Source organism: Pseudomonas sp. Irchel 3F3 (assembly GCF_900187545.1).
GTDB classification, from domain to species: Bacteria; Pseudomonadota; Gammaproteobacteria; order Pseudomonadales; family Pseudomonadaceae; genus Aquipseudomonas; species Aquipseudomonas fortuita.
On the sequence record NZ_FYDS01000009.1, the window covers coordinates 34,403 to 57,710 of the forward strand.

19 protein-coding genes and 3 tRNA genes are annotated in these 23,308 nt (G+C 61.9%); 10 read left to right on the top strand and 12 right to left on the bottom strand.

Annotated elements, in window-relative coordinates; translation table 11 throughout:
• Positions 1-18: 18 nt before the first annotated feature.
• Together CKW35_RS20020 and CKW35_RS20025 are read right to left on the bottom strand one after the other, a co-directional pair.
• Positions 19-729: an rRNA pseudouridine synthase gene (locus CKW35_RS20020; RefSeq protein WP_016488675.1), complete on the bottom strand. Its 711-nt coding sequence runs from the start codon at positions 727-729 to the stop codon at positions 19-21.
• Between the two features lie 77 nt (positions 730-806).
• A complete protein-coding gene (locus CKW35_RS20025; protein ID WP_095116718.1) occupies positions 807-1,259 on the bottom strand; it encodes a GNAT family N-acetyltransferase in 453 nt (150 codons plus the stop codon).
• Between the two features lie 286 nt (positions 1,260-1,545).
• On the opposite strand from CKW35_RS20025, the gene CKW35_RS28275 reads away from it, so the two are divergent.
• From CKW35_RS28275 to CKW35_RS20045, 4 genes are read left to right on the top strand one after another with little or no spacing between them, the layout of a single operon-like run.
• Positions 1,546-2,085 (top strand): hypothetical protein, encoded by a 540-nt coding sequence (locus tag CKW35_RS28275; protein WP_159971689.1) that lies wholly within the window; start codon positions 1,546-1,548, stop codon positions 2,083-2,085.
• Between the two features lie 47 nt (positions 2,086-2,132).
• Positions 2,133-2,927, top strand: a complete 795-nt coding sequence (locus CKW35_RS20035; RefSeq protein WP_232247768.1) for a DUF6502 family protein — start codon at positions 2,133-2,135, stop codon at positions 2,925-2,927.
• Positions 2,924-4,627: a DUF5666 domain-containing protein gene (locus CKW35_RS20040; RefSeq protein WP_095116720.1), complete on the top strand. Its 1,704-nt coding sequence runs from the start codon at positions 2,924-2,926 to the stop codon at positions 4,625-4,627. The genes CKW35_RS20035 and CKW35_RS20040 overlap by 4 nt, the downstream gene beginning before the upstream one ends.
• A 54-nt stretch (positions 4,628-4,681) precedes the next feature.
• Positions 4,682-5,431 (top strand): hypothetical protein, encoded by a 750-nt coding sequence (locus tag CKW35_RS20045; protein ID WP_016488670.1) that lies wholly within the window; start codon positions 4,682-4,684, stop codon positions 5,429-5,431.
• Positions 5,432-5,503: 72 nt separating this feature from the next.
• Here CKW35_RS20045 and rimO read toward each other — a convergent pair whose 3' ends face one another.
• Positions 5,504-6,835, bottom strand: coding sequence for a 30S ribosomal protein S12 methylthiotransferase RimO (gene rimO, locus CKW35_RS20050; RefSeq protein ID WP_016488669.1), 1,332 nt, complete (start codon positions 6,833-6,835; stop codon positions 5,504-5,506).
• Positions 6,836-7,071: 236 nt separating this feature from the next.
• Between rimO and CKW35_RS20055 the strand changes: the two genes are divergently transcribed.
• A complete protein-coding gene (locus CKW35_RS20055; protein ID WP_023048903.1) occupies positions 7,072-8,982 on the top strand; it encodes a potassium transporter Kup in 1,911 nt (636 codons plus the stop codon).
• A gap of 919 nt (positions 8,983-9,901) precedes the next feature.
• On the opposite strand, the gene CKW35_RS20060 is transcribed toward CKW35_RS20055, so the two are convergent.
• The 5 genes from CKW35_RS20060 to CKW35_RS20080 form a co-directional block, all read right to left on the bottom strand.
• Positions 9,902-11,194 carry a virulence factor family protein gene (locus tag CKW35_RS20060; protein WP_070086528.1) on the bottom strand — a complete coding sequence of 431 codons (1,293 nt, stop codon included), beginning with the start codon at positions 11,192-11,194 and terminating at the stop codon, positions 9,902-9,904.
• The gene (mprF, locus tag CKW35_RS20065) at positions 11,194-13,836 is read right to left on the bottom strand and encodes a bifunctional lysylphosphatidylglycerol flippase/synthetase MprF (protein ID WP_016488666.1); all 2,643 of its coding nucleotides are present in this window, start codon (positions 13,834-13,836) and stop codon (positions 11,194-11,196) included. The genes CKW35_RS20060 and mprF overlap by 1 nt, the downstream gene beginning before the upstream one ends.
• Positions 13,837-14,098: 262 nt before the next feature.
• A tRNA-Met gene (locus tag CKW35_RS20070) sits at positions 14,099-14,175 on the bottom strand.
• Between the two features lie 135 nt (positions 14,176-14,310).
• A tRNA-Met gene (locus CKW35_RS20075) sits at positions 14,311-14,387 on the bottom strand.
• A gap of 134 nt (positions 14,388-14,521) precedes the next feature.
• Positions 14,522-14,598 (bottom strand) — tRNA-Met (locus CKW35_RS20080).
• Between the two features lie 219 nt (positions 14,599-14,817).
• Here CKW35_RS20080 and dinB point away from each other — a divergent pair.
• Positions 14,818-15,876 (top strand): DNA polymerase IV, encoded by a 1,059-nt coding sequence (dinB, locus tag CKW35_RS20085; RefSeq protein WP_161775550.1) that lies wholly within the window; start codon positions 14,818-14,820, stop codon positions 15,874-15,876.
• Positions 15,877-15,903: 27 nt separating this feature from the next.
• On the opposite strand, the gene CKW35_RS20090 is transcribed toward dinB, so the two are convergent.
• The 3 genes from CKW35_RS20090 to CKW35_RS20100 form a co-directional block, all read right to left on the bottom strand.
• A complete protein-coding gene (locus tag CKW35_RS20090) occupies positions 15,904-16,857 on the bottom strand; it encodes a hypothetical protein (RefSeq protein WP_060519884.1) in 954 nt (317 codons plus the stop codon).
• A 20-nt stretch (positions 16,858-16,877) separates the two neighbouring features.
• A complete protein-coding gene (locus tag CKW35_RS20095; RefSeq protein WP_016488663.1) occupies positions 16,878-18,593 on the bottom strand; it encodes a proline--tRNA ligase in 1,716 nt (571 codons plus the stop codon).
• A 159-nt stretch (positions 18,594-18,752) separates the two neighbouring features.
• Positions 18,753-20,033: an OprD family porin gene (locus CKW35_RS20100; protein WP_016488662.1), complete on the bottom strand. Its 1,281-nt coding sequence runs from the start codon at positions 20,031-20,033 to the stop codon at positions 18,753-18,755.
• A gap of 684 nt (positions 20,034-20,717) precedes the next feature.
• Between CKW35_RS20100 and CKW35_RS20105 the strand changes: the two genes are divergently transcribed.
• A complete protein-coding gene (locus CKW35_RS20105; RefSeq protein ID WP_095116722.1) occupies positions 20,718-21,137 on the top strand; it encodes an HIT domain-containing protein in 420 nt (139 codons plus the stop codon).
• Position 21,138: 1 nt separating this feature from the next.
• Entirely contained in the window at positions 21,139-21,345 is a 207-nt protein-coding gene (locus tag CKW35_RS20110; RefSeq protein ID WP_016488660.1) for a SlyX family protein, read from the top strand.
• 56 nt (positions 21,346-21,401) lie between these two features.
• Here CKW35_RS20110 and CKW35_RS28765 read toward each other — a convergent pair whose 3' ends face one another.
• Positions 21,402-21,995, bottom strand: coding sequence for a cold-shock protein (locus CKW35_RS28765; RefSeq protein ID WP_016488659.1), 594 nt, complete (start codon positions 21,993-21,995; stop codon positions 21,402-21,404).
• A gap of 280 nt (positions 21,996-22,275) precedes the next feature.
• Here CKW35_RS28765 and CKW35_RS20120 point away from each other — a divergent pair, with 280 nt between their 5' ends.
• Together CKW35_RS20120 and CKW35_RS20125 are read left to right on the top strand one after the other, a co-directional pair.
• Positions 22,276-22,749, top strand: coding sequence for a Dps family protein (locus CKW35_RS20120; RefSeq protein ID WP_003254783.1), 474 nt, complete (start codon positions 22,276-22,278; stop codon positions 22,747-22,749).
• A gap of 228 nt (positions 22,750-22,977) precedes the next feature.
• Complete coding sequence (locus tag CKW35_RS20125; protein ID WP_016488658.1) at positions 22,978-23,307, top strand: ribbon-helix-helix domain-containing protein; 330 nt, start codon at positions 22,978-22,980, stop codon at positions 23,305-23,307.
• Position 23,308 lies beyond the last annotated feature (1 nt).

Consider the following 23,308-nt stretch of genomic DNA (forward strand, 5'->3'; position numbering starts at 1 on the left):
TTGTGCGTGGCGTATTGCTTAGAAACGTTCGGTGGTCGCCATGTAGCGCCATTGGCCCAGGGGCAGCTTGCCCATCGACACCCCGCCCAGGCGAATGCGGCGCATGCTGACCAGTTCCAGGCGCAGGTAGGCGCACAGCTCGGCGATTTGCCCGGGCTGGGGGTTTTTCACGACCATGCGCAGGTGGGTCTCGTTCTGCCAGCTGGCCTTGGCCTTGGGCAGCTCGCGGTCATTGCGCGTAGCACCGCGCGCCAGGCGTTCCAGCGCCTGAGGTGTGGTCTCGCCGCGCACTTCGACAATAAACTCCTGCTCCAGGCGACGCAGGTCGGCCTCGATCTTGCGGCTGACCCGCCAGTCCTGGGTGAATACCTGCAAGCCGCTGGCGCCGCGCTCGAGCGGTGCCACGCAGGCCTGCCGGGTGAAATGCCCGTGCAGGGCGCGCACACCTTCGCGGTGCGCCTCGCTGAGGTTGCCCATGTTCATGCTGGCGCGGGCGCTTTCGCTGTCCACGCCGGCCGCCTGGTTGAGCAGCAGGGTTACCGGCTCCAGCGCTTCGACCCGGGCACCCGGGAGCAGCTCGACGTGCTGGTGTTCGACCTTGAACTGCGGCTGCTCGACCACCACGCCGTCGACTGTGACCCAGCCGCCTTCGATATAGAGCTCGGCATCGCGGCGGGAGCAGCCAAGTTGCTCGATAAGGCGTTTGGACAGGCGGACGGGTTCGGACATGACGGCAATTCGCAGAGGCAGGGAAAGGCCAGCATTGTACCTGCCTGAGCGGCAGAGGGGCTGGGAATCTGTGTCATTTACGCCATTTTGCAAAGGCGCATGTGCAGCAGCGGGTAGGGCTGGCCCAAGCCGTCGGTTTCCGATCGGCCGATCACCTCGAAGCCTTCATGCAGGTAAAAGCCCAAGGCCTGAGGGTTTTGCTCGTTGACGTCCAGGCGCTCGGCATTCAGCTCGTTGATCGCATAGTGCAGCAGGCGCTTGCCTATCCCTTTGCCACGGTACTCAGGCGCAACAAACAGCATGTCCACGCGCCCGTTGGCGACCCCGGCAAAGCCACAGATGCGTTGCCGGTCCTTGCAGCAGATCAGCATCACCGCGTCGAGGTAGCGGCGCAGCACCTGTTCGCGCAGTAACACGATGTACCCCTCTGGCAGAAAATCGTGAGTGGCACGCACCGAGTCCTCCCAGATCTGTACCAGCTCGCCGTAGTCGCGCAAGTGCGGGGTTTGCAGCGTCAGTAGCGATTGCATGCCGGTGGTCCTCCATGGCGATAGGGAAAACATAGCAGGCCAACCACCGGTCGGCTTGTCCGTGCTGTGCTTGAACGGTGGGGTGCAGGGGTCTATTAATTAAGCGTGGGAAAAAATCCCACAAAAAGAAAATTCGAAAAAGATTCGTACTGATCTGGCGTTCTCGTGGCGACTATCTGGAGACGGACCATGCAAATCCACCTGCTGTTCAAGAAGGCTTTAATCGCGGCTGCTGTAGCGGGCGTGCTGTCGACGGCCGTTGTTTTGATCCCTGACTCGATTTCTCATGGCTCCAGCGCCTACGCCAAAGATGGCGGTGGCGGTGGCGGTGGCGGACACGGAGGTGGAAGCGGTGGTGGTGGGGGTGGCCACGGAGGTGGAAGCGGCGGTGGAAGCGGCGGTGGAAGCGGCGGTGGAGGGGGTGGCCACGGTGGTGGCGGAAGCGGCGGTGGTGGTGGCCACGGTGGTGGGGGCGGAAGCGGCGGTGGAAGTGGCGGCGGTGGTGGCCACGGCAGTGGAGGAGACGGCGGTGGCCATGCCGGCAACAGTGGCAGCGGCCAGGGCCACGCCGGTGATTCAAACGCTGGGCGCAGCGGCAACCATGCTGAAGCGGGTGACGATCATGGCAATCATGTGGGGGGTGAGCCCGGTGACGATCACGGCAATCACGTGGGCGGCGAGCCCGGTGACGATCATGGCAACCATGTCGGCGGCGAGCCTGGCGATGATCACGGCAATCACGTTGGTGGTGAACCTGGTGATGATCACGGCAACCATGTGGGTGGCGAACCGGGTGATGACAACAGCAGGGGCTGACAGGCGTTGATCAGCCCAACTCTGCCCCCTTCGCTGTTAAGCGCACTGCGGCGTGTCATGCGCCCGCTGGTGCGCTTGATGTTGCGCAAAGGGGTTAGCTATACGATGTTCGCCGACCTGCTCAAGGAGGTGTTCGTCGACGTAGCCCATCGTGAGTTTGGCCTGGACGGCACCCCGCCCACCGACAGTCGCATCAGCCTGCTCACGGGTGTGCATCGCAAGGATGTCCGGCGGCTGCGCAGCGAAGGTGGCACGGCACTCGAGGCCTTGCCGGCGAACATCACCCTGGGCGCACAGTTGGTCAATGCATGGACCACCCGCCCGCCGTTCTGCTCGGCACCTGGCCAGGCCCTGGCACTGCCGCGTTTGGCAAGTGTGGGTGGCGAGTGTTCATTCGATGCCTTGGTGGCCACGGTCAGCACTGATATCCGCGGGCGTGTGGTGCTGGATGAGTGGTTGCGCCTTGGCATCGTCCGGCTTGATGAGCAGGATCGTGTGCACCTGGAAGCCAAGGCGTTCGTGCCGCAGAAAGGTTTCGATGAAAAAGCCGCGTACTTCGGCCACAACCTGCATGACCATGCCTGCGCAGCGGTGCACAACCTCAGTGGCCAGGGCCTGCCGTTCTTCGAACGCAGTGTGCACTACGATGCTTTGAGCCCGGCCAGCGTCGAGCACGTGCGTGAAGTGGTTGCCAAAGATGGCATGCAGACGCTGCTGGCCTTCAGCCGGCTCGCAGCAGAGCTGGAAAGCGTTGATGTGCCCAGCGCGGAGCAACGTCAGCGCATCACTGTCGGGCTTTATTTCTACACTGAAGCTACCGACCCCGAATTGTCCAAGACGCCAGGCCCATGACGCCCCTCACGCGCTGCCTCCGTGTCGTTGCCTTTGCCCTGGTCCTGGGGTTGAACCTGGCGGCGCCTGCCGATGTGGTCGCAGCACCGGTTTGTGTCAGCCGCGACGAAGTGGGCATGGCCGGTGCCACAGGCCTGCGGTTTCCGGGGGGGACAGGCGGTACCGGTGCACGCAGTGGAAACGGTGGTGTCGGCGGCACTGGCGCGCCCTTCCCGCAACGTCCTGGCGGCACCGGCGGTACTGGCGCGGTGGCCGAAGGTGTGGACGGCACCTACTCTGATAACGGTAATGGCGAGGTAGGCGGTACCGGTGCACCGATCCTGCGCCCAGGCGGTACCGGTGGTACCGGCATCGTCGGCACCATCACCGGGTTTGCTTCGATCTGCCTCAATGGCATGGAAGTGCACTATGGCAAAAACGTGCCGGTGAGTGAAAACGGTGCACCCGCCAGCAGTGCTCACTTGGCGATCGGGCAGGTTGTAGCGGTGGAGGCAATTGCCACCCAGCGCGGTCTCCAGGCAGGGCGTATCTCGATCCTCAACGTCTACGAAGGGCCGCTGACGGCGCTCCCCAATGCTTCGGCCCCCCTGCGGGTGATGGGCCAGCCTGTGCGGCTCGCCGCAGGCGCGCGGGTGGCAGAAGGGCTGCGTGCGGGCGAGCCGGTCCGGGTCAGCGGCTTGCGCGATGCCACGGGCGAAGTGGTGGCAACCCGTATCGAACGGGCGCCGGGCCTCAGGGAGGCCAGTGCCATTGGTGCAATCGACCGCCCAGGCAGCCTGCAAGGGTTGACGCTGGGCACCCGCGTAGCCCCCGCGCGGGAAGTGCTGGTGCGCGGCCAGTGGACCGGGCGCCAGCTGGAAGTGGCACAAACCCGCCCAGACCCGAGCCTGCCGTTTGCTGGCCGTGTACAGCAGGCGGTGGTCGAAGGGCTGGTGCAGCGCGTTCAGGCACGGCAACTGGTGGTCGCGGGCATTAATGTGACGCTGGGGCAGGGCACTGTGGTTGTCGGCAGGCAGCCTGCAGGATTGGCGCTCGATCAACGCGTTCGGGTGAGCGGCGTGCTCAGTGGTACTCACGAGTTACGGGCCACCCGTGTGGAACTCCAGGATGACCGTGCTAACAACCCGGGCCGAGGCCATTCGGGGCATGGCGGCGAGCACGGCAGCATTGACTCAGCCGGCTCCGACAACAGCGGCCATGGAACAAGCGAGGCGACCAGCGTTCGCAGCGAAAGCAGTGATGATCACAGAGGGCGCAGTACCGTTGAAGACGCCAGTGGTCACGGCAGGTCTGAAAGCGTGGACAAGTCTGGTAAGTCAGAGCATGTCGAAACCGTGGAGCAGCCCGAGAGCAGCAACAGTGGCAAGGGTGATCGGGTAGAGAAGGTTGAAGTCGAGAAAGTGGAAAAGGTTGAGAAAGTAGAAAAAGTTGAGAAGGTCGAGAAAGTGGAAAAGCCTGAAAAGGTCGAGAAAGTAGAAAAAGTTGAGAAGGTCGAGAAGGTGGAAAAGCCTGAAAAGGTCGAGAAAGTAGAAAAAGTTGAGAAGGTCGAGAAGGTGGAAAAGCCTGAAAAGGTAGAGAAAGTCGAAAAGCCTGAAAAGGTCGAGAAGGTGGAAAAAGTCGAGAAAATCGAAACCATCGAAAGGCCGCAAAAGGTAGAGACCGTCGAAAAAGTAGAGCATCCGGAGCGATCCGGGCGTTAGGCAACTAGGCTGGGGAAGTCCGACCACACTTCCCGAAGGGGTACTGAGGTGCAGATGAGACCCGCGCTCCCTCTTTTTGCCTGCCTGCTGTCATGTACCAGTGCGTCGACCGTGGCCGATACCTTCAGCACCGCCATCGGCATGGACTATTCAAGTGGCGACTATGGCACAGGTACCACTTCGGAAATCTGGTACGTCCCCGTGGTCGGCAAATATGAAACCGGCCCCATGACCTACAAGGTCACCGTGCCCTGGTTGCGCATCACCAACCCGGAAGTAGGCCCCAATGGTGACCCCTTGCCCGGAGGTTGCCGGGATGTGGAGAGCGGGCTGGGTGACACGGTCGCCAGCGCCGGGTATGCCCTGCTAGATGGCAGTGACGGCGGCCTGATGCTCGACCTGATCGGCAAGGTCAAATTCCCAACCGCCGATGAAGACCAGTGCCTTGGCACCGGTGAATATGACTACACCGCCCAGGTCGACATCACCAAGGGCTTTGGCCCGGTCACCGGTTTCGCGACATTGGGCTGGAAGAAGTTCGGCGACCCGCCCGACAGCGATTTCGACGACCCGGTGTTTGTCAGCCTCGGCTTCGCCCTGCCAGTGGCTGCGGGTACTTCGGCGGGCGCCTCCTACGACTGGCGGCAGAAAGTGGTCTCGACCGGTTCGCAGATCAAGGAGCTCACCCTGTTCCTGACCCACAAGCTCAACCAGCAATGGAAAGTCCAGCTCTACGCGGTCAAAGGCTTCTCTGATGCGAGCCCGGATGCAGAGGGTGGCCTGATGCTGTTTCACACGTTCTGACGAAAAAAGCCCCTGCTCGCGTCATTCCTTGCGTGGAATGGCAGGGCAGGGGCTTTTCATGTTTCAGCCGCTTTAGATGGGCTCTGCCCACATGTCGTATTCGTCGGCATCTACTACACGGCAACGCACTTTGTCGCCCGGCTTGAAGCCATGGTCGCCATCAATGAAAACGCTGCCGTCGATTTCCGGGGCATCGAAGAAACTGCGGCCAACCGAACCTTGCTCCTCGACTTCGTCGATCAGCACGTCGATTTCCTTGCCGATGCGCAGTTGCAGGCGGGCGGTGCTGATGGCCTGCTGGTGGGCCATGAAGCGGTCCCAGCGCTGCTGCTTGATGTCGTCCGGCACTTCTTCCAGGCCCAGGTCGTTGGCCGGGGCGCCTTCTACCGGCGAGTACTGGAAGCAGCCCACACGGTCGAGCTGGGCTTCAGTCAGCCAGTCCAGCAGGTACTGGAAATCTTCCTCGGTCTCGCCCGGGAAGCCGACGATGAAGGTGGAGCGGATTACCAGCTCAGGGCACTGCTCGCGCCAGTTCTTGATACGCGCCAGGGTGCGGTCTTCGAAGGCAGGGCGCTTCATCGACTTGAGCACTTTCGGGCTGGCATGCTGGAACGGGATGTCCAGGTACGGCAGGATCTTGCCGGCGGCCATCAGCGGAATCACGTCGTCGACGTTCGGGTAGGGGTACACATAGTGCAGGCGTACCCAGGCGCCCAGGCTGCTCAGGGCCTCGCACAGCTCAAGCATGCGGGTCTTGACCGGGCGGCCGTTCCAGAAGTCGGTCTTGTACTTGACGTCTACGCCGTAGGCGCTGGTGTCCTGGGAAATCACCAGGATCTCCTTGACCCCGGCCTTGACCAGGCGCTCGGCCTCGCTCAGCACTTCACCTACCGGGCGGCTGACCAGCTTGCCGCGCATCGACGGGATGATGCAGAAGCTGCAGCTATGGTTGCAGCCTTCGGAAATCTTCAGGTACGCATAGTGGCGCGGGGTCAGCTTGATGCCCTGTGGTGGCACCAGGTCGATCAGCGGGTTGTGGTCCTGGCGCGGCGGCACGACTTCGTGCACTGCGTTAACCACCTGCTCGTACTGCTGTGGGCCGGTGACCGACAGTACACTCGGGTGCACGTCACGGATACTGCCTTCCTCGACACCCATGCAGCCGGTGACGATGACCTTGCCGTTTTCCTTGATCGCTTCGCCGATCACTTCAAGCGACTCGGCCTTGGCGCTGTCGATGAAGCCGCAGGTGTTGACCACCACCACGTCGGCGTCCTCGTAGGTGGGCACGACTTCATAGCCTTCCATGCGCAGCTGGGTGAGGATGCGCTCGGAATCGACCAGGGCTTTTGGGCAACCCAGGCTTACGAAACCTACCTTGGGGGTGGCGGGCGTGGTGGACATGACTAACCTCGGTATTGAATACAGGTCGCCCGGCCGGAATCGCGGGCGATCTTGACGGGCGCTTTTTAGCGCCTCTGATCAAAAAGTGCGCAATTCTAGCGAGCGCAAGGTCGCTTGACCAGCAGAAATACGACGAACGCTGCGCTATGCTTCGCGCCGTTGCGTGATGGTGCCTCCGAGGGCCAGGCGCGCGAGTGAATACTAAAGGCCGAGATGGCCGTCTGCGGGAGTGGTCGATGGTTCAGGCAAGCAGTCACGCCGAGGGCGGGCACGCGGCAAAGCAGGGCGCGGCTCGCTCGCTTGGCCTGCTCGTGGCGGCGGTCGGGGTGGTTTATGGCGATATCGGCACCAGCCCTTTGTATACCCTCAAGGAAGTCTTCACCGGCGGATACGGAGTGCCGGTCAACCACGATGGCGTGCTGGGTATCCTGTCGCTGATCCTGTGGTCGCTGTTGTGGGTGGTGTCGTTCAAGTACGTGATGTTCATCCTGCGGGCCGACAACCAGGGCGAGGGCGGCACCATGGCGCTGACCGCGCTGGCGCGGCGGGCCACGGCTGCCTATCCGCGGTTGCGCACGCTGATGGTGATCTGCGGCTTGATCGGCGCGTCGCTGTTCTACGGCGACAGCATGATCACCCCGGCAGTATCGGTGCTGTCGGCCGTGGAGGGCATGGGCCTGGCGTTTGACGGTATCGACCACTGGGTGGTGCCGATTTCGCTGGTGGTGCTGGTGGCGCTGTTCCTGGTGCAGAAGCACGGCACCGACAAGATCGGCAAGCTGTTTGGCCCGATCATGGTCACCTGGTTCGTGGTGCTGGGCGCATTGGGCGTGCACGGTATCTCTCAGAGCCCGGAGGTGCTCAAGGCCTTCAACCCAGGCTGGGCAGTCAACTTTTTCGTGGTGCACCCGGGCATGGGCGTGGCCATTCTTGGCGCGGTGGTGCTGGCGCTGACCGGCGCCGAGGCGCTGTACGCCGACATGGGGCATTTTGGCCGTAAGCCGATCGCCCGGGCCTGGTTCATCCTGGTGCTACCCGCGTTGGTGCTCAACTATTTCGGCCAGGGTGCACTGCTGCTGCAAGACCCGGAGGCAGCGCGTAACCCCTTCTACTTGCTGGCGCCGAACTGGGCGCTGCTGCCGTTGGTCGGGTTGGCCACAATGGCCACTGTGATTGCCTCGCAGGCGGTCATTTCCGGGGCCTTTTCCCTGACCCGCCAGGCCATCCAGCTGGGTTACATTCCGCGTATGCATATCCAGCACACCTCCAGCGACGAACAGGGGCAGATCTACATTGGTGCCGTGAACTGGACGTTGATGGTGGGCGTGGTACTGCTGGTGATCGGCTTCGAGTCGTCCGGCGCCCTGGCGGCGGCCTACGGTGTGGCGGTGACCGGCACCATGCTGATGACCACCGTTCTGGTATCGGCGGTGATGCTGCTGCTGTGGAAGTGGCCGCCGGTGCTGGCCGTGCCGATCCTGGTGGGCTTCCTGCTTGTCGATGGGCTGTTTTTCGCTGCCAACGTACCGAAAATCGTCCAGGGCGGTGCCTTTCCGGTATTGGCCGGCGGGGTGTTGTTCCTGCTGATGAGCACCTGGAAACGCGGCAAGCAGATCCTGGTAGAACGCATCGACGAAGGTGCGCTGCCGTTGCCGTTGTTCATCAGCAGTATTCGCATTCAGCCGCCGCACCGGGTCGAAGGCACGGCGGTGTTCCTCACTGCACGGTCTGATGCCGTGCCCCACGCGCTGCTGCACAACATGCTGCATAACCAGGTGCTGCACAGCCAGGTGGTGTTGCTGACTGTGGTCAGTGAGGACCGGCCGCGGGTACCGGAACAGGAGCGCTTCGAGGTAGAGGCTTATGGTGACGGGTTCTTCCGTGTGGTGTTGCACTTTGGCTTCATGGACGAGCCGGACGTGCCGGCGGCATTGAAGCTGTGCCATCGGGACGATCTGGACTTCACCCCGATGCGCACTACCTACTTCCTGAGCCGCGAAACGGTCATCGCTTCACGTCTGGAAGGCATGTCGCGTTGGCGGGGCAACCTGTTTGCGTTCTTGCTGAAGAACGCCAACGGTAACCTGCGCTTCTTCAACCTGCCGCTGAACCGGGTGATCGAACTGGGGACCCAGGTCGAGATCTGACTGCCAGGAGGAGGCTTGCCCTGGGGACAAACCGGGGAAACGCGGTGCCTGGCACCGGCTTTGCCGGTGTTCGCGGGACAAGCCCGCTCCCACAGGTACAGCGCAGGCTTAGGGCTTATGTAATACCTGTGGGACTGGCTTGCACAATGCTTGAACGCTAGCGCGATCACTGCGGGAGGAGGCTTGCCCTGGGTACAACCGGGGAAACGCGGTGTCTGGCACCGGCTTTGCCGGTGTTCGCCGGACAAGCCCGCTCCCACAGGTACGGCGCAGGCTCAGGGCTTATGTAATAGCTGTGGAACTGGCTTGCACAATGCTTGAACGCTAGCGCGATCACTGCGGGAGGAGGCTTGCCCTGGGTACAACCGGGGAAACGCGGTGCCTGGCACCGGCTTTGCCGGTGTTCGCGGGACAAGCCCGCTTCCACAGGTACAGCGCAGGCTCAGGGCTTATGTAATACCTGTGGGACTGGCTTGCACAATGCTTGAACGCTAGCGCGATCACTGCGGGAGGAGGCTTGCCCTGGGTACAAACCGGGAAAACGCGGTGTCTGGCACCGGCTTTGCCGGTGTTCGCGGGACAAGCCCGCTCCCACAGGTACGGCGCAGGCTTAGGGCTTATGTAATACCTGTGGAACTGGCTTGCACAATGCTTGAAAGCTGGCGCGATCACTGTGGGAGGAGGCTTGCCCTGGGTACAAACTGGGGAAACGAGGTGTGTGGCACCGGCTTTGCCGGTGTTCGCGGGACAAGCCCCACACAGGTACGGCGCAGGCTTAGGGCTCGTGTAATACCTGTGGAACTGGCTTGCACAATGCTTGAAAGCTAGCGCGATCACTGTGGGAGCGGGCTTGCCCCGCGAACACCGGCAAAGCCGGTGCCATCTCATGCGCAACCTGCTTCGCGGAGCTCAGGCACATTCAGTTCTGTTCGGCGACGCTGGATTTACCTTGGCGTGTCTCGATCTCACCAATCAAGCGCTTGGCCAGCGCCGGGTAGTTCTCATCAAAGTGGTGCCCGCCAGGCAGCTTCAGGCGTTCACCCACCGCGGTCTTTTCGGTGCAACCGCTCTCATCGCTCTCTTCCACGCCATACACGCACACCACCTTGGAGGCTGGCAGTTTGGCCATTTCCGGTCCGGTTGGTGCTTCCTGGCCTTCCTTGCCCAGCCAGCCCTCGACCTCGATCTCGAAACTGCCGCTGCGGGCAAAGGCCAGCAGCATCACTGCGTCGATACGTTGCTGGTCTTCCACCGGCAGGCGGTTGTAGATTGCCGGCAGCACATCGGCACCGAACGAATAACCGGTGAGGACAAAGCGCTTGGTGCCCCACTTCTGTCGGTAGTGCTGCATCAGCTCGGACAGGTCGGCAGCGCTTTGCTCCGGGGTTTTGTGCTGCCAGTAATAGCGCAGCGTGTCGATACCCACCACCGGGTAGCCCAGCTTGGCCATTTCTCCGGCAACATCGCGGTCAAGGTCGCGCCAACCGCCGTCACCGGAGAGGAACAGGGTGACCGTGTCGGTGGTCTGCCCGGCCGGCACTTCCACCACAGGGATGGCCAGGGCGTTGCCGTCGTGACCTACCAGGGCCTGGGTCAGCTGGGCCTTGAGCACTTGGGGCAGATGGATGTCGTAATCGCTGATGCTGGTTTCGGCGTTGACCTGGTCGCGCACGAAGGCGGCGCTGGCGTCATCCGGGTTGTCGTTCCAGGCGACGTTCCAGTGGCCGTGGGCAGCCGCCTTGGGCAGGGGGGACTGGCAGCCAGGTTGCTCCAGGTTGAAGTCCACGGAAATGGCCCGGGCCTTGTCATTGTTCTGGTTGGCCAGCCAGCGCCAGGCCTGGGCGGCGCCAGGGCCGATACCGGCGACCAACGTCGGCTTTTCTGGCAGCTCGGCCAAGCCCTGGTCCATCGCCTGTTGCTGCTTGCTGCAATCGTTAGGCGGCAAAATCACCTGCACCATTTGGGCTTCAGCGGCCTGGCTCAGGTCAAGCAGCTGCTTGTCCGTCAGCGCCTGATCCTGTGGCACACCGATGGCCACCCGGGCCTTGGGGTGCACACCTGGGGTCACGCGGGTGATGCTGGTGCCATTGATGCTCAATTGCTCCAGGCGCGCTTCGGGGGCGGGGCGCGTCCATAGCCAGAACGCCAGCGCACCCCCCAGGGCGGCCAGCAGCAGGGGAACCAGCAGGTACAGCCAAAAGCGTCGGGTCATCAACGTTTCACCAATCCAGTCAGGCCGCCTGCAATCAAGGCGGCAGTATCAGCCAGTGCCACCAGCGGGTCGAGCCCGGCCGGCACGGCCATGTAGCGGGGTTCCCAATCCGGTTGGAACTTGTCCTTGAAGCGTCGAAGCCCCTGGAAGTTGTAAAGCTGCTCGCCCCGGCGGAACACCATCGAGCCCAGGCGCTGGGTCAGAGGCGCGCCACGCCGCGGCTGAAGGCCGGAAAGCGGCACCATGCCCAGGCTGAAACGGGAATACTCATGGCTTTTGTAGTGCAGGATCAGGCCGATCATCATGAACTCCATGGTCAGCTTCGGTGCCTCGGGGTGCGCACGCATCAGGTCGAGGCTGGCCAGTTCGTTGCTGTGGGTCTCCAGCAGGTTGGCGAAGGCCACCGGCCGACCCTGGAAGCGGATCAGGGCAATGCGGAAGTGTTGCAGGTACTCCGGGCTGAAGCGCCCCAGCGAAAAGCCTTTCTCGCGCACGTTCTTGCCGCAGAGCCAGGCATCGGAAATTTCCTTCAGCTCTGCCAGCGGGGCCTGGCCGGGCTCGTGGATTTCCAGGCTCAGGCCGTCGCGGCCACCACGGTTCCAGGTGTAGCGCAGGTCCTTCATTTCCTTGCCCTTGGCTTCGAGATCGAAGCGGCGCAAGTCGACCCGGGCTTCCTCGCCCAGCTTCAGTGCAGTCAGGCCAATGTCCATATAGAACGGCAGGTTTTCCGCGCGTACCTGGTAGAACACGGGCCGGGCGTGGTGCAGGTCGCACAGGTCGCGGAACTGCCAGATCATTTCGGCGCGCTCCTGGGCCGGCCCGATCGGGTCGTACAGGGCCACCAGGCTGCGGCCGCGACGGGCATACATAAGGAAGGCATTGTCGCGGGGGTGGAACAGCAACGCCTTGTCCCCAGTCAGGGCCAGGCCGCCGTCGGGCTGGTCAGAGGCCAGCAGAATACGGTTGGCGCGCTGCAGTTCTTCCTCGTCGGGCAGGTGGATCACCGGCGGCGCGGTGCGCAGCAGCCAGGTCAGCGCCAAGGCGGCCAGCAGCAAGGCACTGCCCATGGCGGCGCGCAGGCCACGCGGGGCATCGGCATCAAGGGTGAACTGCCACCACAGCTGGTGGCTGTAGGGCACATCCTGGTAGGCGAACAGCAGCAGCCACACCGATGCGCCGACTGCGCAGGCGCTGGCCACCAGGAACACCGGCGAAAACGGCAGCTCCAGCAGGCGGCTGGGCCGGTAGAAGGAGCGACGGAACAGGGCCAGCAGGGCGGCGGTGAAGGTCAGCAGGCAAGCCTCTTCCCAGTCAAAGCCCTTCAATAGCGACAACAGGGCGCCGACCAGCAACAGCACGGTGGTCAGCAGCCAGGCGGCGGACAGGCGCCGGCGCAGGCCCTGGGCCAGCAGCAGGCACAGCACGCCGATCAGGCTGGCGCCAAAGTGCGAGGCATCGATCAGCCGGTGCGGCACCAGAAAGCCCATGTGCTCCAGGCGCGTGTCGATTTCGGGGGTGACGCCAGAAAACAGCAGCACCATCCCGGACAGGAATACCAGTATCGACAGGATCGGTGCGGCCATCCCGGAGGCGGCTTTGATGGCCTGCTGTGCGAACAGCAGGCGCCGGGCTTCATTGGCCAGCAGCAGCACGCACGCCAGTAGCAGTGGCAGCACCACATAAATCAGCCGATACAGCAGCAACGCGGCCGCCAGTGGCGCGGCACCGAGCTGGTCGGCAAAGGCGGCGAGCAGGATAGCTTCGAACACCCCGACGCCGCCCGGTACGTGGCTAAGCACGCCTGCGGCCAAGGCCAGCAGGTACACCAGCACAAACGCGCCGAAGGGGGGGGCCTCGGGCAGCAACAGGTACAGCACGGTGGCAGCTGCTGCCACATCCAGCGCGGTGATCAGCAATTGCAGGGCGGCCAGGCGTGCGCCCGGCAGGCGCAGCGTACGGCGGCCCAGTTGCACCAGCAGGTTATTGGCCAGCGGCTGTTCGGCCAGGCGCCGGCGGTACAAGCCGAACACCAACAGGGCAGACGCCACAAGCACGGCGGCAGCGATACCTGCCAGCAGGCCTGGCGCCAACCCCAGTGCGGTCGAGGCTGCGGGCAGGTCGCTCAAGGTTGCCAGGGCGGCCAAGGGCGGCAACGCGCAGCCCAGTGACAGGCTGGCAAATACTGTCATGCGTGCGACTTCGCCAGCCCCCAGCCCCTGACGTGCATACAGACGGTAGCGCACCGAGCCGCCCGAAAGCATCGACAGACCGATGGCGTTGCCGATGGCAAAGGCGCTGAAACCACCCAGCACCAGGCTGCGTGCCGGCAGTTTCACGCCCGCATAGCGGCTGGCCGACCACTCGTAACCCAGCAGGATCACAAAGCCGATCACGGTCGCCAGCAAGGCGCCCAGCACCGACTGGGCCGGCACGCTGAGCATGGCATCGTGCAAGGCGTAGATATCCAGCTCGCTCAGCAGGTGGCGGCAGGCAATCAAGGCCATGGTGAACAGCACCAGGGTCACGACCAGGCCGATGGGCTGGCGGTAGCGGCTCACGCGTTCGAGCAAGGGCAGGCGCTGCACGGCACCGGGTAGCGCCGAGGCGAGCGGCACCGGAGGTTCGGGGTTGTGAGAGGTCATGGATTGCCCCGGCCATGCAGCGCGAGGTAGAGGAGAGGTACGGCCAAGTGAAAGTCCCTTAGGAAAACGTATCCAATATTACTCCGGGCTCAGGCGCTTTTAGCGGCCTGGCCGGGTTAAAGATAGTTCATCCTGGGCACAATGTCTCAAGCCTGCGGGTTGGCTGGAGGCCGGGGGAAAATCGAAGCAACGAAAAGCATCGAGCGCAAACGCAACAAACCCCGCGCTGCTGTTAAACAGGCGGGGTTTGTTCTGACGAATATGGTTGCGGGAGCCGGATTTGAACCGACGACCTTCGGGTTATGAGCCCGACGAGCTACCAGGCTGCTCCATCCCGCGTCAGTGGGGCGGATTCTACAGCGTGTGGCTTGTATGTCAAGCGCTAAGCTTTGATTTTTCGAGGTTTTTCCGATGATGCTTTTTCAGCGGACAAAGAAAAAGGCCACTGGGTTAACAGTGGCCTTTTCTTGAACTTGGTTGCGGGAGCCGGATTTGAACCGACGACCTTCGGGTTATGAGCCCGACGAGCTACCAGACTGCTCCATCCCGCGTCTGTGGGGCGGATTCTACAGTTTTCTGAAGGTGTGTCAAGCGCTAAGCTTTGATTTATCGAAGGTTTTTCGGCGTTACTTTTTTGAAGGCAAAGAAAAAGGCCACTGTATGAACAGTGGCCTTTTCTTGAATCTGGTTGCGGGAGCCGGATTTGAACCGACGACCTTCGGGTTATGAGCCCGACGAGCTACCAGGCTGCTCCATCCCGCGCCTGTGAGATCGAATTGTACGGATTTAAGCCCGGGTGTCAAGCAGTTTCGTTGGAAAAACCTTTTTTGTTCAATCCCTTAGCGCTTGCTGGCAGCAAGCAGGTCAGGCGCGACGGGGCTTTCAGGCAGTTTGTCGTGTGAGGGCGAGGGTGAGGTGTATCAGTGGGGCGCATGCGATACTATCTGTATGAATTTACAGTGCTGACGGCCATCCATGTCCTTGCGCAAGATCATCCATGTCGACTGCGATTGCTTCTACGCCGCGATCGAAATGCGTGACGACCCACGCCTGGCCGGGCGGCCCATGGCGGTTGGGGGCTCGCCCGAGCGTCGCGGGGTGATCGCCACCTGCAACTATGAGGCACGTGCCTATGGTGTGCGCTCGGCCATGTCGTCACGGCATGCGCTGAAGCTGTGCCCCGACCTGTTGATCGTCAAGCCGCGCTTCGAGGCCTATCGAGAGGCCTCGCGGGAAATCCACGCGATCTTCCGTGACTACACCGAGCTGATTGAGCCTTTGTCGCTGGACGAAGCCTATCTGGATGTGAGCGACAGCCAGTGGTATTCGGGCAGCGCCACGCGCATCGCCGAGGATATTCGCCGACGCGTCGCCCGCACCTTGCATATCACGGTGTCGGCGGGCGTGGCGCCAAACAAGTTCCTGGCCAAGATTGCCAGTGACTGGCGCAAGCCCAATGGGCTGTTCGTGATTACCCCGGGCGAGGTGGAGGCCTTTGTTGCCGCCCTGCCGGTGGCCAGGTTGCATGGGGTGGGCAAAGTGACGGCAGATAAACTGGCACGGCTGGGCATCGAAACCTGCCTTGACCTGCGGGAATGGTCACGCCTGGCATTGGTGCGTGAGTTTGGCAGCTTTGGCGAGCGTTTGTGGGGGCTGGCGCGGGGTATTGATGAGCGCGCCGTACACAATGACAGCCGCAGGCAGTCAGTCAGCGTTGAAAACACCTACGACACTGACCTGCCGGACCTGGCCAGTTGCCTGGCGCGGTTGCCTGAGCTGCTGGAAAGCCTTAACGAACGTATCGCCCGTATGGACAGCAGTTATCGGCCGGACAAGCCGTTCGTCAAGGTCAAGTTCCACGACTTCAGCCAGACCACCATGGAGCAGGCAGGGGCTGGGCGGGACCTTGAAAGTTATCGGCAACTGTTGGGGCAGGCGTTTGCCCGTGGTGGCAAACCGGTGCGCTTGTTGGGGGTAGGGGTAAGGCTGCGCGATATGCGCGGAGCGCATGAGCAGTTGGAGTTGTTTACGCCTGAATAAGAAGGGGCCGCATCGCGGCCCCTTCATTTACTGCGCGCCGGGGTCTGCCACCAACCGGCCAGTGGCCTTGGTCAGCGATTGCAGAAACTCCTGCTGCAGTTCCGGATCGTTGCGGGTCAGCTCGATCAGGCTTTGTTCCATTTCACTGGCTTCTTCTTCAAGGCCCAGCTCCGACAGACGCTTCACCCGGTGTACCCACTGGCCAACATCGTCATCCTCAAGGTCATCGAAGATCAGCTCATGGGCTTCGAGCAGCTTGTTGCGCAGGGTGGCGCTGACCAGCAGGCTGGCATCACCCCGTACGGCGTTGTCTTCATCGAGTACCTGAAGGTGCAGGGTGCCGACGTGGTTGAGGTTCTGCTCGGAGAACGGGCTGTCGAGCAGGTTCAAACGCAGTACGCCGTTCCTGTCGGTGGTCAGTTCGTGGGTCATCTTGCCGGCCTTGACCTCGACCAGGCGTTCGCTCCAGGGCACGCTGGTGGACTCCTCGCGTTTACCTTTCTGCACTTCGCTGATCCCTGCGAGGTTCTGCTGGGCACGCCCGTTGGACGGCACGTTCATGAACGGGTTGAGCCCGTCCACGCCGTAGCTGAGCCAGTCGTGGGTGATGCTTTGCGGCAGGTTGCCCAAGGTAAAGACGTTGACCACATTGGCGCCAACGCCCGCCACCACGGCCACTGCACCCAGCGGGATCTCGTAGACCTCCCGCCAGGGCTGGTAGGGCGTGTAACGGTCGTAGCGACGGGTGACTTCGAACTCGGTGACTTCGAAGCGCTTTTGCTCATGCACGCGCACACGCCGTTGCGGAAGCTCCATCACCTTCGGCTCGCCGACATCGATCTGCAGGGTGTGCTCGAGCAATTTGCGCTCGACGCGCTCCTCATGGTCGCTGCGCTGGGACATCTGGTTGGCGCAGCCGCTGACGAGCAGGGCGCCGCACAGTGCGGCGCCCCCCAGGGTAAAGGTACTTCGCTTGAACATGATCACTCGTGCATTGGTTATCAGCGGCGAACGCGGGCCTGCAGGAAGCTCAGCACTTCATTGAGCGGCAACGCCTGGGCGTCCTGCTCGGTGCGGTGCTTGTACTCCAGGTTGCCTTCGGCCAGGCCGCGATCGCTGACGACGATGCGGTGTGGGATGCCGATCAGCTCCATGTCGGCAAACTTGATGCCCGGGCTGGTCTTCTTGTCGCGGTCGTCCAGCAGCACTTCGAAGCCGGCGGCGGTCAGTTCGGCGTACAGCTTGTCGGTTGCCTCGCGAACCACCTCGGTTTCGTAGCGCAGCGGTACCAGGGCGATCTGGAACGGCGCCAGGGCATCGTTCCAGATGATGCCCTTGTCGTCATAGCTCTGCTCGATGGCAGCGGCGACCACGCGGGACACACCGATACCGTAGCAGCCCATCGACAGAACCACCGGCTTGCCGTTCTCGCCCAGTACCTGGCACTTCAGCGCCTCGCTGTACTTGGTACCCAGCTGGAAGATGTGGCCCACTTCGATGCCGCGCTTGATCACCAGGGTGCCCTGGCCATCCGGGCTTGGGTCGCCTTCGACCACGTTACGCAGGTCGGCGACCTGTGGAACCGGCAGGTCGCGCTCCCAGTTGACGCCGAAGTAGTGCTTGTCATCGATGTTGGCGCCAATGCCAAAGTCGCTCATCAGGGCAACCGAACGGTCGATGATGCATTCCAGCGGCAGGTTCAGCGGGCCGAGCGAGCCGGCACCGGCGCCAATGGCGTCGCGCAGTTCGGCTTCGGTGGCCATGACCAGCGGGTCGGCAACCTGTTCCAGCTTGGTGGCCTTGATTTCGTTAAGTTCGTGGTCGCCACGGATGATCAGGGCAATCAGCTTGCCTTCTTCGGCTCCGCGCACGATCAGGGTCTTGACGGTTTTTTCGATCGCCAGGCCATGGTTTTCCACCAGCTGGGCGATGGTCTTGGCGTCCGGGGTGTCGACCAGGCGCAGCTCCTCGGTAGGGGCAGGGCGCACGGTTTCACGCGGGATGGCTTCGGCCTTCTCGATGTTGGCGGCGTAGTCGGAGCTGTCGCTGAAGATTACGTCGTCTTCGCCGGAGTCGGCCAGTACGTGGAACTCGTGCGAGTAGCTGCCACCGATCGAGCCGGTGTCGGCCTGCACTGGACGGAAGTCCAGGCCCAGGCGGGTGAATACGTTGCTGTACGCCTGGTGCATGCGGTCGTAGGTTTCCTGCAGGGAAGCCTGGTCGGCATGGAACGAATAGGCGTCCTTCATGATGAATTCGCGGCCACGCATCAGGCCGAAGCGCGGGCGGATCTCGTCACGGAACTTGGTCTGGATCTGGTACATGTTGAGTGGCAGCTGTTTATAGCTGGACAGCTCGTTACGGGCCAGGTCGGTGATGACTTCTTCGTGGGTCGGGCCAACGCAGAAGTCGCGCTGGTGGCGGTCCTTCAGGCGCAGCAGCTCCGGGCCGTACTGCTCCCAGCGGCCGGACTCCTGCCACAGCTCGGCAGGCTGGATGCTTGGCATCAGCACTTCCAGGGCGCCGGCGGCGTTCATTTCCTCACGCACCACGGCCTCGACCTTGCGCATTACCCGCAGGCCCATCGGCAGCCAGGTGTACAGGCCGGAGGCCAGTTTGCGGATCATGCCGGCACGCAGCATGAGCTGATGGCTGATGACCACTGCGTCGGCAGGGGTTTCTTTCTGGGTGGCGAGCAAATATTGACTGGTGCGCATGGTTAGCCGTGTCGATTGCCTAAGACGTTGAAATAGCCCCGCATTGTACGGGGGCGAAACGAAGGCGTACAGGATGCCCCAGGGCGGGGCGCTTGTCAGCCAAGAAAAAGCCCGGCGAGATCGCCGGGCTTTTCAAGTGCGGGGCACTGCAAGCCAGGCTTACAGGATGCTCAGCGGGTATTCCACGATCAGGCGCAGTTCGTCGATCGAGCTCGAACCGTAGTAAACGCCGTCGCTGGAGCGGTAGGTGGCCTGACGCACGCGCAAGCTCAGGTCTTTCGCCGGGCCGCTCTGCAGTACGTACTTGACGTCTACGTCGCGTTCCCATTCCTTGCCGTTGTTGGTGCTTTCGGTAGTGGCGCCCGAGCCGCGAACATAGCGGGTCATGAAGGTCAGGCCAGGTACGCCGTATTCGGCGAAGTTCAGGTCGTAGCGTGCCTGCCAGGACTTCTCGTCTTCGGCGTTGAAGTCGGAACGGGCAACGGAGTTGGCCAGGAAGATGGTGCCGCCACCGTCGACGCCGTAAGCGTAGTCGCCGTCGCCGCTGACCTTCTGGTAAGCCAGGGTGAAGGTGTGGGCGCCAATGTTGTAGGCGGCCGAGAGGCTGGCTGCAATGTTGTCCAGTTCGTTGCTGCCGTCAGCCTTGCTGACGAATGCGCCGGTCAGGTTGTCGCCGATGGACTTGGTGTCATAGATGTTGAAGTCGAACACCAGGCCTTGCTTGTCGCTGATCGGCAGCGCCCAGTTGATGTTGCCGTACCACTTGCGGAAGTGGTCTTCAATGCGCGAGTAGTAGACGCTGGTGCTGAGGTTGTCGTTGATGGCGTAGGTGCCACCGAAGACGTTGGCCTCGGTCAGGCGCAGGCTATCGTGGTAGGTCTGGGCCTGGGCGTTCAGGGCGGTGAAGTGACCGGCGTGCAGGGTGAGGCCATCGATTTCGTTGCTGGTGATCAGGCCACCTTCAGCAACTTCTGGCAGCAGTCGGCTGTCGTCGGTGGCAAGTACCGGCAGGGCGGTGAACTGGTCGCCGAACTTCAGCACGGTATTCGACACGCGCAGTTTTACTGCACCGCCGCCTTCGGAGTAGTCATCTTGCGAACGGCCATCGGAGGCAGTCGGGAACAGGCCGGTGCCGGCGCGGCCTTTGCCGCTGTCCAGTTTCAGGCCCAGCATGCCGATGGCGTCAACGCCGAAGCCTACGGTGCCCTGGGTGAAGCCCGATTCGAAGGTGCCCAGGAAGCCCAGGCCGGTTTCTTCGACGCGGCTCTTGCCGCTGTCGTTGTTACGGAAGTCACGGCTGAAGTACAGCATGCGGGTTTTTACGTTCAGCTTGCTGTCTTCAAGGAAACCTTTGGACTCGTCTTGTGCCGAGGCCATTGCCAACTGCGAGGTCCCTGCCGCAACGGCCAGGGCGATCATGCTCCACTTCATCACGCGCATCGTGATTTGCTCCTTTGGTTTTTAGGAAGAGTACCGCCGCGCCCAAGTGTTTTAGTTATAGGGTGCAGCTCTTTCTTGTTATGTCGGCGAAAATGTATAGCACGCTGACTGTTGTTGGCGATATGGCTATAAAGACTCTTTACGGAACTTTTTTGCCGTGTCGCGTTTAAGTATTTCCATGTCGCAAATCACACCCCGGTTTATAGGGCGTGTAAACGCCAGCGTTGTTCCTTTCGCCGTGGTGAACCTGCAAGTGCTGATTCCGGCTAGGGAAACTCCCTGGTAACCAATGCCGCTGTTGTTATTTGTCGCGTACACCTGCCATTGCAGATGCCGTGCCGACTTGGCGTGAAGGGAGTGCAACAAGCGTGCTCAAAATTCGCAACAGTTCATGAATTTTTCACAAAACCTGCTACCGAGGGTCGGAAAGTGCCGTAAATACGGGTCGAAGGCACAATGAGGGGGTGTTGGAGTCGAGAATCATTAAAATTTAGAAACCTGCCATGAAAGTCAATGTGTTACCGCTATTTGTTAAACCAGAGTCATTTGTGGGGTGGCAAGTGTGGTGGTGGTGCGCAGGCGGCTTCATTTTGGTGCGAAAAGTAGCGCTGTGTTACCGGGAGTGTGCAAGGTATCCTTGCAGGCCTGTTTTCCGCTTGAAGCGGGTTCTGAAGGAGATATGCCGTGTTCGTCCTGGATTCGCGTTTGCAGCAGGATTCCCTGGTGCTTGGGGAGTTTGCGTTGTGCCACCTGCTGCTGAGCAAGGATGCCAACTACCCATGGTTCATTCTGGTACCCAAGCGCGCCGGGATCAGCGAGGTATTCGAGCTGGATGCGGCGGAGCAGCACCAGTTGTGGCAGGAAACCACCCTTCTGGCTGAAGCGCTGAAGGCCAGTTACGGCGCCGCCAAGATGAACGTGGCCACGCTGGGCAATGTCGTCAGCCAGTTGCACATGCACGTGATCGTACGCCAGCGGGACGACGCGGCCTGGCCGGCACCGGTTTGGGGCAAGTGCCCTGCTGTGGCTTACAGCGAAGACCAGTTGCAGGCCATCCGCCAGCGCCTGCGTGGGCTGCAACTTGCTGGCTACCAGGAGGCCTGACATGTCACTGGAATTGCGTATTGTTGAACTGGAAACCCGGCAAGCGTTTCAGGATGACACTATCCAGGCGCTGAATGACGTGATGGTCGAGCAGGCGCGGGTGATCGAGCGGCTGCAATTGCAGGTGGCCGAGCTGATCAAGCGTCATGAAGAGATGGTCGGCCAGTACGGCAGCGAAGGGGAAGAGGCGCCGCCGCCTCATTACTGATGTCCTGAAGCAACAGAAACCCTGGCAGGAGCGGCGCCAGGCCGCTCCTGCACAGGTTAGCGGCGTGTTACCGCAACCACGTCTTCGGCCTGCAGGCCCTTGTCCCGGTGCATCACCGAAAACTCCACGCGCTGGCCTTCGACCAGGATGCGGTGGCCTTCGCCGCGTATGGCACGAAAGTGCACAAAGATGTCATCGCCCGAATCGCGGGAGATGAAACCAAAGCCTTTCGAGGTGTTGAACCACTTCACCGTGCCGGTATCACGGTTGCCAGCATCCTGGGCGGCATGCTGGCTGCTGCGTGCCTTGCGCGGGCTGCGGGCAAAACCCACAGCCAGGTGCAGGGCCACAGCCAGTGCCGCACAGACCAGCGCAGCAAGGTTGCCCATTTCCGGGCGGGCCAGCAGCGTCAGGGTTTGCAGCACCACCGCCACCACCAGCAGGGCGCAGGCAAGGTGTTGCAACTGCTGGCGGGCGCCGCGGTAGTACAGCGGCACGACCGGCGCCAGGACCAGGTTGAGCAGGCCGAGCAGGGCAAGGTAAACCGCGTCGGGTTGTTGCAGGAAGGGTGTCGCATCGGTTTTCAGGCTGGGTATGAGCGATAGCAGCAAGGCTGCCACGCCCGTCACCAGATGGACGATCTTGAACATGGGGTTGGCTCACAGTTGATAAGGCCGATCACAGGAAGAGCGGGCAGTACGGTGCGCATGAGGTGTAAAGCGCGAACACGTGACAAGCCAGCCTATGCACCCGGCAATAACAGTCCGCACGGGTGGCACGGTGCCTATTTAACAGCAAAGCCGAAGCCTACTCAAACCGCAGGCCTCAGTGGGCGATGTGTTGCGCCATGTCACAGGCGGTGTGGGTAAAGTGTTGCTACAGTGGTCGGCGTCCGCTTGAGTCTCAAGCCTTATGGAAAGGGGAACTTCAATGGCAATCGATATCGGTATCAGTGAAGAAGATCGCAAGTCCATCGTCGATGGGCTGTCTCGCCTGTTGTCGGATACCTACGTGCTGTATCTGAAAACCCATAACTTTCACTGGAACGTTACCGGCCCGTCGTTCCGCACCCTGCACCTGATGTTCGAAGAGCAGTACAACGAGTTGGCGCTGGCAGTCGATTCGATTGCCGAGCGCATCCGTGCACTGGGTTTCCCTGCGCCAGGGTCGTATGCATTTTATGCGCGGCACTCCTCGATCAAGGAGGAGGAAGGCGTACCCCCGGCGGACGAGATGATCCGCCAGCTGGTCCAGGGCCAGGAGGCCGTGGTGCGAACTGCCCGTAGCATCTTCCCGGTAGTGGACAAAGTCAGTGATGAGCCAACCGCCGACTTGCTGACCCAGCGCATGCAGGTTCACGAAAAAACCGCGTGGATGCTGCGCGTGTTGCTCGACGGGAAATAAATACCCCAGAGCTGTGACAAAACCTGTGGGGGCGGGCTTGTCCCGCGAATGAGGCCACGCGGTGTATGGCACCGGCTTTGCCGGTGTTCGCGGGGCAAGCCCGCTCCCACAGTGTTTTCCTCGCGCTCAGGACTCGAGTGTTTGTGCGGGAAGACTTTGCTGCTGCTTTAAACCTGCCGCCCGGCGCTTCATTGGTCACCTGTTACCGGTGACGAGGAAGTAGGGCGCATGATGCAAGCGAGCAAGCGTGTGGCTGGTCAGGGAAGCTGGCCAGGAAAACAGTGCATTGATCCGTTCAAGGCAGATTTCGATATGTTGCAGACGCAGCCGGTGTCACGTTCGGTGCGGCTCAACGGTTTTTCCACCTGTCTGCGCCTGGAGGCCGTCTACTGGGGCATCCTGGAACGCATCGCCGCCGCCAACCGCTGTTCGGTCAGTGCGGTGTTGTCCTACGTGGACCGCGAAGTGCACCTGCGCCAGGGTGGAGTGCGCAACTTCAGTGGGCTGATTCGGGTAATCTGCGTTGCCTGGCTGCAAGACCCGCCAAGTGTGCGCTGAT

Bases quoted from the DNA above. Each gene is read 5' to 3' on its own strand.
- CKW35_RS20020 (WP_016488675.1), bottom strand. From the start codon at position 729: ATGTCCGAACCCGTCCGCCTGTCCAAACGCCTTATCGAGCAACTTGGC.
- CKW35_RS20040 (WP_095116720.1), top strand. From the start codon at position 2,924: ATGACGCCCCTCACGCGCTGCCTCCGTGTCGTTGCCTTTGCCCTGGTC.
- CKW35_RS20060 (WP_070086528.1), bottom strand. From the start codon at position 11,194: ATGACCCGACGCTTTTGGCTGTACCTGCTGGTTCCCCTGCTGCTGGCC.
- CKW35_RS20090 (WP_060519884.1), bottom strand. From the start codon at position 16,857: ATGTTCAAGCGAAGTACCTTTACCCTGGGGGGCGCCGCACTGTGCGGC.
- CKW35_RS20110 (WP_016488660.1), top strand. From the start codon at position 21,139: ATGTCACTGGAATTGCGTATTGTTGAACTGGAAACCCGGCAAGCGTTT.
- CKW35_RS20100 (WP_016488662.1), bottom strand. From the start codon at position 20,033: ATGCGCGTGATGAAGTGGAGCATGATCGCCCTGGCCGTTGCGGCAGGG.
- CKW35_RS20125 (WP_016488658.1), top strand. From the start codon at position 22,978: ATGATGCAAGCGAGCAAGCGTGTGGCTGGTCAGGGAAGCTGGCCAGGA.
- CKW35_RS20055 (WP_023048903.1), top strand. From the start codon at position 7,072: ATGGTTCAGGCAAGCAGTCACGCCGAGGGCGGGCACGCGGCAAAGCAG.
- mprF (WP_016488666.1), bottom strand. From the start codon at position 13,836: ATGACCTCTCACAACCCCGAACCTCCGGTGCCGCTCGCCTCGGCGCTA.
- CKW35_RS20035 (WP_232247768.1), top strand. From the start codon at position 2,133: ATGCGCCCGCTGGTGCGCTTGATGTTGCGCAAAGGGGTTAGCTATACG.
- CKW35_RS20120 (WP_003254783.1), top strand. From the start codon at position 22,276: ATGGCAATCGATATCGGTATCAGTGAAGAAGATCGCAAGTCCATCGTC.
- CKW35_RS20045 (WP_016488670.1), top strand. From the start codon at position 4,682: ATGAGACCCGCGCTCCCTCTTTTTGCCTGCCTGCTGTCATGTACCAGT.
- CKW35_RS28275 (WP_159971689.1), top strand. From the start codon at position 1,546: ATGGCTCCAGCGCCTACGCCAAAGATGGCGGTGGCGGTGGCGGTGGCG.
- CKW35_RS20095 (WP_016488663.1), bottom strand. From the start codon at position 18,593: ATGCGCACCAGTCAATATTTGCTCGCCACCCAGAAAGAAACCCCTGCC.
- CKW35_RS28765 (WP_016488659.1), bottom strand. From the start codon at position 21,995: ATGTTCAAGATCGTCCATCTGGTGACGGGCGTGGCAGCCTTGCTGCTA.
- rimO (WP_016488669.1), bottom strand. From the start codon at position 6,835: ATGTCCACCACGCCCGCCACCCCCAAGGTAGGTTTCGTAAGCCTGGGT.
- CKW35_RS20025 (WP_095116718.1), bottom strand. From the start codon at position 1,259: ATGCAATCGCTACTGACGCTGCAAACCCCGCACTTGCGCGACTACGGC.